Source organism: Prevotella melaninogenica, from assembly GCF_018128065.1.
GTDB lineage: Bacteria > Bacteroidota > Bacteroidia > Bacteroidales > Bacteroidaceae > Prevotella.
In genome coordinates this window covers 1,338,870-1,353,066 of the sequence record NZ_CP072360.1, presented here as the reverse complement: position 1 = coordinate 1,353,066, position 14,197 = coordinate 1,338,870, and the positions used below count along the sequence as shown (strand labels likewise).

At 51.1% G+C, this 14,197-nt stretch carries 16 protein-coding genes and 1 pseudogene; all 17 read right to left on the bottom strand.

Annotated features, from left to right (window positions below; translation table 11 throughout):
* Positions 1-24: 24 nt before the first annotated feature.
* Positions 25-879: a toprim domain-containing protein gene (locus J5A56_RS11315; RefSeq protein WP_021670555.1), complete on the bottom strand. Its 855-nt coding sequence runs from the start codon at positions 877-879 to the stop codon at positions 25-27.
* A complete protein-coding gene (locus J5A56_RS11310) occupies positions 879-1,463 on the bottom strand; it encodes a conjugal transfer protein TraO (RefSeq protein WP_021670554.1) in 585 nt (194 codons plus the stop codon). Before J5A56_RS11310 ends, J5A56_RS11315 begins: the two co-directional genes overlap by 1 nt.
* Position 1,464: 1 nt before the next feature.
* Positions 1,465-2,385 (bottom strand): conjugative transposon protein TraN, encoded by a 921-nt coding sequence (traN, locus tag J5A56_RS11305; protein ID WP_021670553.1) that lies wholly within the window; start codon positions 2,383-2,385, stop codon positions 1,465-1,467.
* Between the two features lie 38 nt (positions 2,386-2,423).
* Positions 2,424-3,791: a conjugative transposon protein TraM gene (gene traM / locus J5A56_RS11300; protein ID WP_021670552.1), complete on the bottom strand. Its 1,368-nt coding sequence runs from the start codon at positions 3,789-3,791 to the stop codon at positions 2,424-2,426.
* On the bottom strand, positions 3,742-4,074 hold the full coding sequence (locus tag J5A56_RS11295) for a TraL conjugative transposon family protein (RefSeq protein ID WP_004341671.1): 333 nt from the start codon (positions 4,072-4,074) through the stop codon (positions 3,742-3,744). Before J5A56_RS11295 ends, traM begins: the two co-directional genes overlap by 50 nt.
* Entirely contained in the window at positions 4,071-4,694 is a 624-nt protein-coding gene (gene traK, locus J5A56_RS11290) for a conjugative transposon protein TraK (RefSeq protein WP_036918453.1), read from the bottom strand. The genes J5A56_RS11295 and traK overlap by 4 nt, the downstream gene beginning before the upstream one ends.
* Positions 4,695-4,713: 19 nt before the next feature.
* The gene (traJ, locus tag J5A56_RS11285) at positions 4,714-5,790 is read right to left on the bottom strand and encodes a conjugative transposon protein TraJ (protein ID WP_021670550.1); all 1,077 of its coding nucleotides are present in this window, start codon (positions 5,788-5,790) and stop codon (positions 4,714-4,716) included.
* Between the two features lie 2 nt (positions 5,791-5,792).
* Complete coding sequence (locus J5A56_RS11280; RefSeq protein ID WP_004341668.1) at positions 5,793-6,422, bottom strand: DUF4141 domain-containing protein; 630 nt, start codon at positions 6,420-6,422, stop codon at positions 5,793-5,795.
* A 149-nt stretch (positions 6,423-6,571) separates the two neighbouring features.
* Positions 6,572-9,058 (bottom strand): TraG family conjugative transposon ATPase, encoded by a 2,487-nt coding sequence (locus J5A56_RS11275; RefSeq protein ID WP_211815518.1) that lies wholly within the window; start codon positions 9,056-9,058, stop codon positions 6,572-6,574.
* A gap of 46 nt (positions 9,059-9,104) precedes the next feature.
* Positions 9,105-9,434 (bottom strand): annotated as a pseudogene (locus tag J5A56_RS11270) (DUF4133 domain-containing protein); the annotation flags it as partial.
* Between the two features lie 4 nt (positions 9,435-9,438).
* Positions 9,439-9,738, bottom strand: a complete 300-nt coding sequence (locus J5A56_RS11265; RefSeq protein ID WP_004332848.1) for a DUF4134 domain-containing protein — start codon at positions 9,736-9,738, stop codon at positions 9,439-9,441.
* A 145-nt stretch (positions 9,739-9,883) separates the two neighbouring features.
* On the bottom strand, positions 9,884-10,486 hold the full coding sequence (locus J5A56_RS11260; RefSeq protein WP_021672603.1) for a hypothetical protein: 603 nt from the start codon (positions 10,484-10,486) through the stop codon (positions 9,884-9,886).
* Positions 10,474-11,214, bottom strand: coding sequence for a ParA family protein (locus tag J5A56_RS13855; RefSeq protein WP_036920211.1), 741 nt, complete (start codon positions 11,212-11,214; stop codon positions 10,474-10,476). The genes J5A56_RS11260 and J5A56_RS13855 overlap by 13 nt, the downstream gene beginning before the upstream one ends.
* 29 nt (positions 11,215-11,243) lie before the next feature.
* Positions 11,244-11,840: a hypothetical protein gene (locus J5A56_RS11250; protein ID WP_021672606.1), complete on the bottom strand. Its 597-nt coding sequence runs from the start codon at positions 11,838-11,840 to the stop codon at positions 11,244-11,246.
* A complete protein-coding gene (locus J5A56_RS11245) occupies positions 11,837-12,190 on the bottom strand; it encodes a DUF3408 domain-containing protein (protein ID WP_036920215.1) in 354 nt (117 codons plus the stop codon). Before J5A56_RS11245 ends, J5A56_RS11250 begins: the two co-directional genes overlap by 4 nt.
* A gap of 25 nt (positions 12,191-12,215) precedes the next feature.
* Complete coding sequence (locus tag J5A56_RS11240) at positions 12,216-12,644, bottom strand: DUF3408 domain-containing protein (protein WP_021672608.1); 429 nt, start codon at positions 12,642-12,644, stop codon at positions 12,216-12,218.
* A complete protein-coding gene (locus tag J5A56_RS11235; RefSeq protein WP_211796014.1) occupies positions 12,628-13,410 on the bottom strand; it encodes a ParA family protein in 783 nt (260 codons plus the stop codon). The genes J5A56_RS11240 and J5A56_RS11235 overlap by 17 nt, the downstream gene beginning before the upstream one ends.
* Positions 13,411-14,197 lie beyond the last annotated feature (787 nt).

Here is a 14,197-nt window from a genome sequence, read left to right as displayed (position 1 = left end):
TGTTCATTATCGTTTTGTTGTTCGTTATACATTGTTCCCTACATTCTTGGAAAGCAGAAACTCATTCAAATCCTTGTGGTCGGCATACAGGGAGGAACGGTCGATGACCCTCTCTCCGAAACAGTCGTGTAGTCTCTGAAAAGTCCTTCTCCCCGCCTCGTCATTGTCGAGGAAGCATTCTATCCTCTCATAGCCCTGCAAGACTTTCACCGCCTTCTCCACGTTGGAAACGGAATTAAGGACAAGCCAGTCCGAAGCGATGATACCTAATTGCATAGCAGAGAGATAATCCATAAAGCCCTCAAAGACGGAACAGACGTCCGAGCCGTTGCGCTTCAGTGAAATGTCTTTGGGCGGTATGCAACCCTTGAAGATACGGTTGCGCAATTCCAGTCCTCCACTCATATTACGGAAGCCGATGGCATAGTACCGCTTGCCCCGTACACGATACCTCACCTCCTCGCAGTTGGGGATGGCAACGTGGGCATTGATTCCTCGTTCTTCCAGATAACCCAGCAGTCTGGTATCCTGCAACGGTCGCACCCAAATATCATTGAAGACGGGTTCTTTCTCTTCATTCCTTTGTGGATGTTCTATTATGGGAAGCGGATAAGCTCCGTTCCGTGCAATGAATGCCGCCCGCAGGAGGAAATCCTCGCTTCCGATAAACTCTCCTGCCAAGTCAAAGATGTCTCCGCCTTTGCCAATGCCAAAGTCGAACCATACGTTTCTATTTATATCAACCTTGAAGGAGGGTCTCCGCTCCATGCGGTACGGAGCGGAATACCACAAGGCATTTCCTTTCTGTTTAGTCGGATGAATCCCCATTGCGTTCAGGAAGTCCGCAATGGGAATCTCTCTCATCTGTCGTGCATCCATCAGTCCAGCATGATTTTCAGTCCGACACCGTACTGTGTATGAAAACGCCCCGTAGAGCCTCCCCACAGACAACGTTCCCTGCCGTAGAGCAGCAGTACAAGGCGGTCACTCAGATAGGTCTCCGCCTGTAGGGTGATTGCCCCACCGTAAATAAAACCGTCTTTATTATGTAGTGTGGAGCCATCAAAGAGCTGTTTCTTTCCACCATTGACCGTCTCATAGCCCGCCAAGGCGGAAATACCTGCTGATAGGAAAAAGGTTTTACTTCCGTCTGAAAGCACGCCAGAGAAGAAACCTCCCTCGCCCGTGAACTGCTCCACAGGAATACGGCTCTCCCGATAAGGGTGGTATCTGCGGAGATACTCCGCCCCAAGCACCCATTGATGCCCGCCTTTGGTGTAGGTGGCAAGCGAAGCCCCGAACGAATAGCCCGTTTCATTCTTGGAAGAGGGAGAATAAAAACCGTCCGCCATACCAGCGGTCAGGCGTATACCTTTCATCTTGGGCAGACAACGCTGGGCGTGCGCCTGCCCTGCAAAGAGGGCAAGCGACACGACAAACAGGAAAAACAAAGACTTTCTCATACTACTTCACTTTGAGTTCGTTGATTTCCCTTGCACGCACAAGGTCTTCATTCTCCACAATGAAAGACTGGTGTCTTCCACCGTTCTTCTCGTGCATCTCCACAATGAGCTGCTTGTCATCGGGGATGGTGAACTTTTGCAGGGTGAATACCGTGCGACCGCTCTTCTGTCCCGCCACGCAGGTAACATAGTTGTAGGCACGCAGCGGAAGCAGTACCTGCTCCTGCATGGCCGTCTGTTTGGCGACCTTTTTGTCCACGATCTTGAACGTGATGAAGTCGATGTCGAACGGTACATTGGACTTGTTGCGCAGTTCCGTATGGAAGTACAGCAGTCCGTTGTGCGAGTACAACCCTTTGAGCAGGTACTGAATGCCGAAGGACTTGCTGCCGATGTGCTTGACGGTACGCCTGTTCTCCTTATGGATGGACTTCATGATGAGCCTTACCAGCATTGGACTCTCGCTGCCGAGTTCCTTTAGATAGACCTCCATCGCGTTGTTCGGGCGGTTTACGCTCGCACCGTCATGAATGAAGTCCGTCATCTCCACGTTCAAAAGCAGCGGTTCATCAGCATACTTGACATTAAATGTGTAAAACGCACCGTCCTCCGTGATGACGCTCATATTCGTCTCCTCACGGAACTCCTTGACCGTCGCTTTCACACGGATAACGTTCTCCGCTCCGTCCGCCTTTCCCGCAATGAGATTGGGCGAACCCAAATCGACATAGCGGACGGTAGAGGGGAAGATGATGTGCACTGTCTTGTCATAGGTGATTTCCAGACCGTGAGGCGGTATCATCCGCTCAAAGGCAATTTTGCGGGTCAGACCCTCATAGAGGTCTCCGCTTGAAGTCGTTTCCTGTGCGTTGGCACAGACTGCGCCCAGCATCAGGGCGATGGCTAAAACTGTTCTTCTCATTTTTACTTTGGATTAAAGTGGTGAATAATAACTGTGAATTACTTGTTTTCAGGTTGGTAGATCAATACCTTGTATCCTGCTTTGAGATGTACCTTGACGGAGCGCATTTTCTTTGAGAAATACTGCGAAGTGCCTTGTATCAGTCCCTTCCCCAAATCAGCGGCAAGCTGTGCGCCCGCATCGGTGGAGAAGTTCATACTGCTGCCTGCGGAAGTACCCATTCCTGCGACAATCTCCTTGGCGGCACTGCGCTCCATCGAGCCGGGGATGAATATCCCTGCTTGTCCGTCCGTATCGTACACCGCCAACTCCACGGGGATGATGTTCCCGTGATATTCCAGCGAAGAGATGAGTACGTTCAGGCGTTCACCCTGTATCTTCGCCACGCCGACCACCGAGGTGTTCCGAGGGATTTCCTTGCCGGATACCAGCATCGGTTCCAAGAGACGGAAACGTACCGTTTGCCCGTCCGTAACCGTCTGCCGGGTATGCACACAGGCGGAGATGGTATTCTTCTCCGTCAGCGGGGCTGTTCCGATGGCGGTATGGAATATGTAGTTCCTCTCCTTGACATATTCGGAGCGGAAAGTCGAGTCGCTCATCGGCTGTGCCAGAGCCGACACCACTTGTTCGCTCACGGGGGCAACGGGAAAGGCTACCGCCTTCCCGTTTCGGGTGGTTGCGACCGCTTTCCTTTCGGAAGCCGTCTCACTCCCCGAAGTCGAAGGAAGAGCAGCGGGAACGGACTGCCCCCTGCCTCCTGCGGGCATATACTTGGCTGCCAGCTGATAGGACTTTTCAAGCAGAGCCATCTGGTCGTTCACGGTTATAGCGGGCGACTGTTGTTCATTACTCATACGACTTTCCAACTCCTTCAAACGGGTACGCATTTCCTCCTTTTCCGGATCTTCTCTCGGCATCTCATAGAAACTGCCGAGCGTGCGGTTGATGTCTTGGTAAGCGGAAGCCGAAGCATGGAATCCCTCCTGCGGAGCAGTAGTGCGAGAGCCGAAACCGTTGTCTCTTTCCGACAAATTCGTCTTCAAGGCCAACTCTTCGGAACTCTGCACCGGTTGCCCTCCTGTCATCTCGCCGAACATGGAACTGAGGCTTTGCATGGCACGACTTCGTTCCTGCTCCTTCTGTTCCATCATCTCCTTTTCATAGGCTTTCTTCTTGTCGCCGATGAGTTCCGAGGCTTGCGGATCCGGTACTTCCGTATTGAAGCCCTTTGACTGTTTCTCCTCCTCTTTCTCCGAAGGAGCGAAGATGAGCCACATAGAGCCTGCAAAAAGCAGAAACATCAGGGGGTAAATGATAAACTTCTTTCGCCTTTGTCTCTCTTCCTCCGTCAGCTCAGGCGAGGTGCTCGTATCGGAGGCTGTCTTTCTTTTGAATGGGAACATAATCGTAATACTTTAATAGGTTGATACTGTCTTTGGGATAGAGCCGCCTTACGTCAGGAGCTTCTATATGCTCGATTGCCGGTAACGTTTCCTCCTCGGAGTCTCCGTCGGAGAAGAGGCGGAACAAACCGCTGAAGAAAACATAATTGGCAAGGAAAGCGAAGAAAAGAAGCATCGTCAGGACGACATACAGCCTCAGGTGAGCGGGGATGCGTCCGCACAGGCGGCGGAGTCTTGCCTCCGCTCCCTCCTGCATCATTCGGAACAGACTTTTCTTTTTCATCGCTTACGGGTACTGATGTCCTTGTTCTCCACAATCTCGAATCCTTCGATATTGAAACCGTTCGGATTGTCATCGCTGCGGCTCGTATTGAGCAGGCGGCATACGGTCACGAGACTGCGCTCGGTCACGTTGGTGGCACGGATAATCATCTGCCGGGCATACGTCCGTACCGCGTAGGGATAGCGGTCGAAGTCACAGAGCACGCTGTCCACCTGCACGACCTGATTGATGTTTCCTGCCACGATACGGTTGTAGTACCCTCTCTCGGAGAAATCCCGATAGTAATTGTAGGCACTCTTGTCCGCCAAGAGCAGCGCACGGGAGATATTCCCCTCAATGGCACTCTTATCGGGCGAAAGGGTGAAGAACAACTCGTGGAAGCGGCGCACATGCTCCTTGGCTTCTGCGGGTCTGTTCTGCGACAGATCCTGCGACAAGGCGAGCATCAGCGACTTACCGCCATCCAACACATAGATTTTCTGCCTCTGGGCTTCGGCAAAGGAGTAGGCACTCCATACCGAATAGCCCGCAAGGGCGGTACACAGGCAGACGACGACCAAGGTAAAGAGGCGTATCTGCCTGAAACTTGTTTCGATATTCTTTAATGACTTAAATTCCATTGCTTTTCATTTTTGTTTATTATTCGGGAGCATTTCCGCTTCTCCTGCGGAAAAGCTGCCCTGCCACCTCCTTGGCTTTATGTCCCGCACTATGCAAGACCTGTTTTCCGTGTCCTCCGGCAAATCCACCAACGGCTCCGCCCGCAGCACCTGCGATACCGGCACCCTTTCCTGCCGCATAGTTCACGTTTTTACCGTAGTTACCCGCTCCTCCGGCTTGTATTACCCAGCCTGCAACCGTTGGAATGGTGAAGTAGCCGATGATGCCGATAATCATGAAGACGAGGTACACCCCGTTCGAAGCATCTATCGTATAGGTGGGATCATTCTGTAACTGCGTGATGTCGTGTTTGAGCATCAGTTCCTGAATCTTTGCCAGCATCGAACTGAACAAGTCCGCTACAGGCAACCACAGATAGATGGAGATATACCTCGTGAACCACTGCGTGAGGGTGCTTTGGAAACCGTCCCACACGGAGATGGCAAAGGCTATCGGTCCCAAGATGGAGAGGACAATCAGGAAGAATGTCCGAAGCGTGTCGATGAGCAGGGCGGCAGCGGCGAAAAGCAGTTCCAAGAGCTCCCGCACCATATTGCGGAACCATTTCTTGAGGTTGTACATACTGCGTTCCACGTACATTCCCGCCATCGTCGCCATATCCGAGGGAGAGATACCGAGTTCATCCAGTTTCTTGTCAAACTCTTCGTTACTCACCAGATAGGCTGTTTCGGGATTCTTCACCATCGCCTCGTACTCCAGCTTGTCCCGCAACTTGCGGTATTCGTCCATGCTGAAAGTCTGCTTTTCGAGCATCTTGTGTGTCCCCTGCACAACGGGACTGAGCACGCCGTTGATGGTGTCCAAGACCATCGGAAAGAAGAGGATGCAGAGACCGAGCGCAAAGGGACGGAGCAACGGATAGACGTCGATGGGTTCGGCACGGGCAAGCGTCTGCCATACCCGGAGTGCCACATAGAAGAGTGCGCCCAAGCCCGCAATGCCTTTGGCGACACCTATCATGTCACCACACATCGGCATCATCTCCGTGTAAAGCGAACGGAGGACTTGGTGCAGGTTTTCAAATTCCGCTCCCATGATTACCAATACCTTTCGTTATCCGTTCCATAGAGCGAAAGCACCCGGTCGGTATCCTGCTGCTTCTTGGCTCTGAGATAGCTCACGGAGATGTTCTTGTTCGTGTAGTAACGCACAAGGTTGCGGTAGTCCCTGATTTCCTTGTAGCAGCGATCTACCACGTCCATACGCTCCTTGTCGGTCATCTTCAGCGTGGTGATGTTCACCACCTGCTTCAGTTCCTTGAGTAGGTTGTTGCTTTCTCCGAGCAGTTTGGTGTAGCCGTTGGCAATGGCAACCAGCTCTTCCGGTCGGAAGTTCGGGTCGGAGAGCATCTTCTTGTAGTTCTTCACATAGATATCGGAGATTTCTCCGACCATCAAAATCGTCTCCTTTACCCGTTGGGCGTCCCGCACGAGGTTGTTCACCTTTTTCAGGGCATCGTAGTATTTCTTGCTCTCATTGTAGAGCTTCTCGACCTCCTTGAAGTTGTCAAGCGTGTTCTTGACCGTCTTGGAGGTCTGCACGATTTCCTTGGTCGTGTTGATGATACTCTGTGCAAGATTGGTGGGGTCTGTGACCACCCACTGGGCGTGTGCGCTGCCTGCCAAGAGGCAACCGCACGCCATAAGCATTAAAATTTTCTTTCTCATTTTTCAAATTGATTTTAGCGTAGATACAATGTCGTTCGAACCACTCGGAAAAATCAGTCGAGTAAATCTGAAAATCAGTCGACTGTTTTCTTGAAATATGACATCATATTTTTCGGACTTGTTGTATTACGCGGTTAAACATTCATTGATTACTCTTCTTCGGCGAGCTGCCTGACGGCAAGCTCCATATTCCCGCCGAGTTGCTCGGCACGGGCAAGTACGCGCATTTTCTCGGTCTCCTCCGTCGTGTAGGTGAGGTATTCGGCTTTCGAAACTTCGGTGGCATAGACAGCAGACTGCACACCTCCCAGTCCGATCCACACCTCCTTGTACGACCGTGTGGCATCGTTGCTCTGGTTGATGGAGAGTATCTGCCCCCGCTCCTTGTCCGTCAGTCCCAAGAGTGCCTGAATCTGGTCGAACTTGTTCATGTACTTGCGCTGGTCAAGCAGTATCTTGCAGTCGGAGTTGTTGATGATGGACTCCTTGACAATGTCTGAGGAGATGATGTCATCCACCTCCTGCGTCACCACGACCGCCTCACCGAAGAATTTTCTTACCGTCTTGTAGAGATACTTGATATATCCCGCCATATTCGCGGACGCAATCGCTTTCCAAGCCTCCTCAATAAGGATGACTTTCCGTATTCCCTTCAGACGTCGCATCTTGTTGATGAAGAGTTCCATAATGATGATGGTGGTAATGGGGAAAAGGATGGGATGATCCTTTATGGAATCGATTTCGAAGACGATAAAGCGGGCGTTCAACAGGTCGAGCTGCTTGTCCGAGTTCAGCAGGTAGTCGTATTCGCCACCTTTGTAGTACGGCTCCAGCACGTTGAGAAAATTGGCCAAGTCAAAATCCTTTTCCCTGACCTTTTTCTCACGGAGCAATGCCGAGTAGTCGGTGGTGAGATACTCGTAAAAGCTGTTGAACGAAGGAACGAGACCGTCGTCCGTCTTGATACGCTCGATAAAGAGTGAAACGGCATTGGAAAGGGCGACCTCCTCCGAACGGGTGGCTGGCTCGTTATCCTTCTTCCAAAGGGTCAGCAGCAGTGTCTTGATGCTTTCCCTTTTCTCCACATCATACACCTTGTCGGTGGTATAGAAGGGATTGAAGCTGATGGGGCTCTCATCCGAGTAGGTGAAGTACACCCCATCCTCGCCCTGCGTCTTGTGGCGTATCATCTCGCACAAGCCCTGATAGCTGTTTCCCGTGTCCACCAAGACGATATGGGTGTTCTGCTCCCAATACTGCCTCAAGAGGTGGTTGGTGAAAAACGACTTGCCACTGCCCGAAGGACCCAAGATGAATTTGTTTCGGTTCGTGGTGATGCCTTTCTTCATCGGCAGGTCGGAGATATCGAGATGAATGGGCTTGCCACTGCGGTCTGCCATCTTGATGCCGAACGGTGACAACGAATCACGGTAGTTGGTCTCCTCATTGAAGAAGCAGACCGCCTGTTCGATGAACGTGTAGAAACTCTCTTCGGCAGGAAAATCGGCTTCATTGCCGGGAATACCCGCCCAAAAGAGTGTCGGCACATCCACCGTGTTGTGTCGTGGCTTGCACTCCATCAGAGCCAGCTGACCGCCCACGTCGTTACGGATACGGCGGAGTTCCTCCTCATCCTCGCTCCACGCCAAAACGTTGCAATGACAGCGGACGGAGGTAAGCCCGAAGCTGTGCGCCTCGTTCAGATACTCGTCAATCCATTGCTTGTTGATTTGATTGGAGCGACTATAACGAGAGAGTGAATGCATATTCCGTGCGCTCTTCTCGAAGCGTTGCAGGTTCTCGGCACTGTCATCAATAAGTACATACTGGTTGTAGATATGGTTGCACGGCAGCAACAGCCCTACGGGAGCGGCAAAGGAAAGGCGGCAGTCGCTTCGGTCGGTGGATAATCGCTCATAGCGCATATCCGTGCCTACCAGCCCGGGCAGGTCTTCCGTATCGGAAAGGGTATGCAGGCAGAGCCGCTTATCGCCAATACGCATTTGGTCGGCTTTGAGGTCGATGTCCTCCAAAACCGTCGTGTCGGAGAGGGACAGCGAGAAATACTTCTCAATCAGTCCCGGTGTCTCCGCCGTCCCGATAATCTCCTCGTCCGTCAGGCGAGAGAGGCGAATAAAACCGCTTTCGTTCATAATCCGCTCGAATTGCTCGGTCGCTTCGAGGAACTTGCGGGCAGTATCCTTGTCCCGCACCTCCTTGGGGATGATATGCCCCCGGCAGAGGGTGGAGAAGTTGCTTTGCTGCCGGTTGCGGTTCTTGGTCGTCTTGGTCAGGAACAGGTAGCAGGCGTGATTCAAGAACGGTCGCTCATTGAAGTGTCGCTCGAAACTGCGGGAGAGGAAACTCATCTCCTCCTTTTGCAAGTCCGGACGGTAGCCCTCCTTGACAAACCAATCCTGCTTGTGTACGACGCTGTAGGTCGGCAACACCTTGATTGCCTTTACCCAAGAAGAATGGATGGCGGCATACTCCGCACTCGTCACCGTATAGAGTTCGGGAAGCTCGACCCGAAAGGCGACCGTAATGTCGGCGTCTTTCGAGAGGATACAGCCCTCTTCGACGGCAAGCAACGGGAAGCGGTTCTCCAGCGTGGTGGCTTTCAGTACGTTTCTCATTCTTTGTCCTCCTTTTCTTTTTGTCAGTATTCTTACGATGTTTCCTCTTTCGTCTTGGCAGTTCCTTGTGCCGCAACAGACGGGGAATGCGTCGTCGGTTGATAAGGTATCGGGGATGGCTGTACAAGGCGGAACGCTTCATCAGCCCGTGTTCCCCATACCTCCTGTTCAGGGAGAAGGTCTGCCATATCAGAACGGATGCGGCAATCCCTCCGAAGCCGATACAGATCCATTGATTGACACCCACCATATAGAGGATGACAAACAACACGAAAAGGGCAAGCAACCCTCCGGCGAAAATGAACAGATACTGGCTTTTGAGTCCCTGAAACTCTACCGAGCGACCGATCCCCTTGTTGATGGGATAGGTCTCCATAGGCTTAGAGGAAGAAACTTCTTAAAATGGTGGCTGCCACGATAAGGAAGATACAGGCTCCGAACCAGCTCGCGGCGGTCTTCGAGGTGTCGGGATCTCCGGACGAGAACTTTGAATAGACCTTTACCCCTCCGATAAGTCCCACGACTGCGCCGATGGCGTAGATGAGTTTCGTGGCTGGGTCGAAATAGGAAGTTACCATGTTGGTGGCTTGGTTGATGCCCGACAAGCCGTTGCCTTGGGCAAAGGCAGAGGAAATGGAAAGCAGCAGAACAGCTGCGATAAGAAAATGTCTTTTGGTCATAAATCTTTGTTTTGTGCCGAGAGGATTGGATATATCCTTCCGACGGGTGAATACTGTTGTTACTTTCGGATGTTAGTGGTGGCTCTCTTGGGGTCAGCCGTACTCTTTTTCTTTCATCGTCTTTGACTGTTTAATGGGTTTGTTACTATTTGTCCCTGCCGTCAGAAGGAACATAAAGCTCTTCAAAACGGTTGCGGACAATATCGTCTATCGTGGAAGAACGAACTTTGTCGCTTCGGAGTGTTTCCATCAGACGAGTGCCTTCCAATTCGGTCAATGTCTCACCGGCCCTTTGTCGCTCCGCTATGGAAGAGGCATTTCGGTGAATGACCGCCAAGGCTTCCAGCACCCGTTCAAAATCAATTCCCGTGGCATATTCGCTTTCTCCCGATACGGGAAGTTCTTCATCTTCCTCTTCTTCAAAGGATGGAGCATCCGAAGATTCATACACTAAAGGAATCTCGTCTATGTCGGGCAGATCATCTGGCTCTTCCGATGGCTCTTGTCCATTTTCGAGGGCAAATATAGAAGCCTTTTTTGCTTCTGCCTCGCCTTTTGGATAACTGCGTACTTGTGGCGTCGAGTGGCTGAGTTTGAAGTGACTTTTACCGATGATTTCGGCTTCATTGACCGTTTGAAAAGGCTCTTTTGGGGGTGTTCTCTTTTTTCTTCTTTTCCCCTCATACAAGAGAAAAAGAAGCAACCACAAAAGGTAGAGCAAGAGAAGGACAAGGACTATTCGGTACATAGGCGTTGCAGGATTTCGTGAAGCTCATTACCTAACTCAATACAGAGCCTGCTCAACTTCCCTCCGTGGGGTGGGAAGAGGGTGCATACCCCTCTTCTGCGTTCGGAAAGCAGCGGACGATACAAACGGGAGTGGCTCAATGAGGTCTGCATCAAGAGGACTCCCGTTTCATCGCCAAGGGTGCGGCAGCGTTCGTCGGCTTCCTCACGTTCCCAAGCCTGTGTCATATTGCGAAGCAGGTAAAGCTCCTTGATATTGCCTTTGCCCATCGTCAGTATCTGCTCTCCCAAGATGTCTATGAAATGGCGGACGGCTTCCATATCCATCGGACTGCCCGTAACGGGAAAGACGACGGCATCCATTGCTGAAAGCAGCTCCACCGTCCCTTCGGTACGCATCAATGGAGGGAGGTCGAAGAGGATGCAGCGAGGAGGATTGTCCGCACAGTGTCGCTCCACCCGGTTCAGGGCTTCCCGCGCCGGAGCGCAGATAATCGGATAAGGAGCATAGGATGCCCGATGCTTCAGACGCATCAGGTTTTGATGATTCAGTTCTTCCGACTCTTGTTGCCGCAGACGGGCGATGGTATAGACGGGATGGTTGCAATCCACGACGGCGACATCGCATCCTCTGTGGTAATGCAGAATGCTTGCGGCAAGTACCGTAAGCGAGGTTTTGCCGACACCTCCCTTGGGGGAAGCGATGGCGAGATAAATGGGTTTACTCATATTTTCTCTTTTCTTTGAGTGGGTGAATACTATGTCTTGATAAATCGTTTGTAATCGAAGTTGCCTGACTGAACCTCTTTCGGAGCTTCTTCGGCAACGCGCTCCAGCAGCTCGCGGACACGTTCCCCGGCCGCTTTCTTAATCGCTTGGAACATAGGGGAGTCGTGTATCTTATAGATGGTTTCAGCGGCTTTCGCAGCTTCCTCTATCGGAGCATTTTTGCAAGAGAGGACATTACCCATTTGTTGCAGCTCTTCCGCTGTGATGCTTTCCGAAAAGGAGTGGCTTTCACCTTGGACTTCCACCAATACATAATCCTCTTCTTCGGGAATGACGGGAGCGTTTTCTTTCAACCCTCCGGAGTCTGGGTTCTCATCCTGTGATTCCTCTTTTTCGGTCTCAATGGGCAACTCGGCTAAAAGGACATTCTCCTCTTGGGAGGATTCCTTTTGGGGGATACGGATGGTGACGACGACTTTGCCCTTGCCCCGTTCCCTGAAAAAGAGTTGCAAGTCACGATAGAGTCTCACGGCACTCCAATAGCGCCCGTATAGAAAGCGGACGACCTGTACGCTGCCGAGATAGGCTAAGCCTACCGACAGCAGAATAACAATCACCTGCTTCATCGCTCGAAACGTTTACGGAACTGTTGTTCGAACAAGGCATCTATCTCATCATGATAGTTCTCTAAGTGATGCCGGAGAATATGTTCTACGAATGCCCCAATCGTCAGTTTGCCTGCGGCTGCCACATAGACGATTTCGGAAATCTCTTCCTGTGTCTTTTTGGAAATGAACACGCCCTTTCGGTCTCCAATGTTCAGGGGTTGAAGAAAGGCGGTTTCGTAATCGCTTCTCTCTTCCTGAAGGAGACCTGTAGGGTGTCCCTCGGAATGTTCGATGAGCGTGGTGGAGTTACGGATGGTTACTTTTGAAGAGACGCTTTTTCGTTCTCTGCAGGACTTATGACCTGTCATTGGTCGATCTTTTTTCTGTTTCATATCACAATAATTTCTTGAAGTTCTTTTCACTTAATCGGTTGATTTCTTCCTTGTAGTCCTCCAAATGTTTGAGAAGGATGTTTTCCACGTACATACCCAATGTCATCTCTCTCTTTCGGATGAAGAGGACGATTTCCGACAGTTTGTCCTGCAACTCTTTGGAGATGTAGATTGCCTTGCGGTCATACAGGTCATTGCGGTGCATGAAGAGTGAGATGTAATCTCCTTTGGCGGGATTCTTGCGACGTGTTCGGATGGGTAGTTGTGGTTCTTCCAAAGCCTCTTTCTGTATTTCCGAAACAGACTCATCCTCCTCTTCGACTGTGGGAGGGGGTATCATCTCGCTCTCTTTCTTTTTCATCGGGATACCCTGTGAAATCAATTCCCGGATAGCGACGGGATCTATCGCCCCTTTATTCTTTCCTACCATATGCTTCAGGTTTTACGATGGACAAGATTTCCTCCACAAGCTCTTTCAGACGACTGCCTCTAAGCAGCGTGCGAGAGGCGGGAAAGATGGTTGAACGGAAGAGGGTCGTACCCTCCTCCATTACCTCCTTTTTGTAGCGGGTCGTATTGGGGACTGCCGTTTTTAAGATGGGAAGTCCCAAATCGGCAATGACCTTTTCATACATCGCATAGAGGGGTGTTTTCTCTCTGCCGTCCACCATGTTCCAAAAGAGGTAGATCCCTTTGTTGGCAGTGTCTGTATTGTCGGTTATCGCATCCTTGATGATGGCTGAAAAGCTCAGCGTGCTTTCCAAGGATATACGGTCGGCGGAGATGGGTGTGAAAATGTAATCCATACCGGAGAGAGTGGTCAGCACACCGTCATTGTTGATGGTTCCGGGCAGGTCAAAAAAGACGAAATCCGTATCCGGCTCGTGCGTGTCCAGATATTCCCTGACCGTATCCACGGCTGCCTCTGCCGTGGCACAAAGGATGGTGTACGTAGGCTTTTGTAACTCGGAGAATTGGGTGGCTGCCAATTCTTGCAGTGCGGGGTTGCGATCCACGCCCTGTGCGTCACGCTGACGCATGGCATTGATGCTGAATTGCGGATAGTCGCAATCCACCACAATAAGGTTATACCCGCAGGCATAGTGCAGGTAACTTGCCGCCAAGACCGTAAAGGTCGTTTTGCCGACACCGCCCTTTTGGGTGGAGAAGGCAATGAAAACAGGTTTCTTTTTCATTTCATTTTCTGTTTAATGGTTCTACATATATGTGAGGAAAGGCGCATGCACGCCTTGGCTTGTTTCCTTGAAAAGGCAGATATGGAAATGAGTCTGTGAGGGAATAAATCCCCGGACAGACATACGGCGAGGTATTCCGATAAGGGAACATAGACCTGCCTTTCGGGATATGTCCCTCCCTGTATAAGGGTGGAGCTATATGACGGGAGGCATACTTGCACACGTCCACCCATCCATATGTCCACACTTGTACCCTTGCGCAAGGGTGTGAGGGGTGACGGGTGCAATAACTTGTACACATTCTCATTCCTATTTCCATTTCCGTAATTGTCTGTTCAAATGGCTGCGGACAGGTTTTCAGACTTGGGCAGGCAGGTATGTCCACCAACCTGCAAACACCTGTTTGACGGGGCAAATATAGAAGCCTTTATCCCCTTGTTTCTGCCCTTTTTGCTAACTGCGTACTTGTGGCTTCGATTTGCGTATTTGTGGCTCCGTAAGAGGTAAGTGATTTAGGCACAACGCTTAGTAACTTTGCACCCAAGCGGTAAGCCGAAGCCTTCGAGGCATAAAGCGTTCTTTTTTGAGGGACTCGACTTCCGTCCTTCGCGGACGGATTTATTTGCGCCGGAGCAAATAGCAAGATATGTCCTGCGTTACTCGAAATAAATTCGGTAACTCAGAACTCTTGCTCTTGCAGAGGGCTGAAAAAACTCCGAAGTCGTTTTTTCTTGGAAGAGAGAATGCCTTGTCTTGAATGCCGGTGATGCCGTGAAACACTAAAATC

Bases quoted from the DNA above. Each gene is read 5' to 3' on its own strand.
- traM (WP_021670552.1), bottom strand. From the start codon at position 3,791: ATGTTCCCATTCAAAAGAAAGACAGCCTCCGATACGAGCACCTCGCCT.
- traJ (WP_021670550.1), bottom strand. From the start codon at position 5,790: ATGGGAGCGGAATTTGAAAACCTGCACCAAGTCCTCCGTTCGCTTTAC.
- J5A56_RS11280 (WP_004341668.1), bottom strand. From the start codon at position 6,422: ATGAGAAAGAAAATTTTAATGCTTATGGCGTGCGGTTGCCTCTTGGCA.
- J5A56_RS11235 (WP_211796014.1), bottom strand. From the start codon at position 13,410: ATGAAAAAGAAACCTGTTTTCATTGCCTTCTCCACCCAAAAGGGCGGT.
- J5A56_RS11245 (WP_036920215.1), bottom strand. From the start codon at position 12,190: ATGACAGGTCATAAGTCCTGCAGAGAACGAAAAAGCGTCTCTTCAAAA.
- traK (WP_036918453.1), bottom strand. From the start codon at position 4,694: ATGGAATTTAAGTCATTAAAGAATATCGAAACAAGTTTCAGGCAGATA.
- J5A56_RS11315 (WP_021670555.1), bottom strand. From the start codon at position 879: ATGGATGCACGACAGATGAGAGAGATTCCCATTGCGGACTTCCTGAAC.
- J5A56_RS11240 (WP_021672608.1), bottom strand. From the start codon at position 12,644: ATGGTAGGAAAGAATAAAGGGGCGATAGATCCCGTCGCTATCCGGGAA.
- J5A56_RS13855 (WP_036920211.1), bottom strand. From the start codon at position 11,214: ATGAGTAAACCCATTTATCTCGCCATCGCTTCCCCCAAGGGAGGTGTC.
- J5A56_RS11295 (WP_004341671.1), bottom strand. From the start codon at position 4,074: ATGAAAAAGAAAAGTCTGTTCCGAATGATGCAGGAGGGAGCGGAGGCA.
- J5A56_RS11275 (WP_211815518.1), bottom strand. From the start codon at position 9,058: ATGAGAAACGTACTGAAAGCCACCACGCTGGAGAACCGCTTCCCGTTG.
- J5A56_RS11310 (WP_021670554.1), bottom strand. From the start codon at position 1,463: ATGAGAAAGTCTTTGTTTTTCCTGTTTGTCGTGTCGCTTGCCCTCTTT.
- J5A56_RS11260 (WP_021672603.1), bottom strand. From the start codon at position 10,486: ATGTACCGAATAGTCCTTGTCCTTCTCTTGCTCTACCTTTTGTGGTTG.
- traN (WP_021670553.1), bottom strand. From the start codon at position 2,385: ATGAGAAGAACAGTTTTAGCCATCGCCCTGATGCTGGGCGCAGTCTGT.
- J5A56_RS11250 (WP_021672606.1), bottom strand. From the start codon at position 11,840: ATGAAGCAGGTGATTGTTATTCTGCTGTCGGTAGGCTTAGCCTATCTC.
- J5A56_RS11265 (WP_004332848.1), bottom strand. From the start codon at position 9,738: ATGACCAAAAGACATTTTCTTATCGCAGCTGTTCTGCTGCTTTCCATT.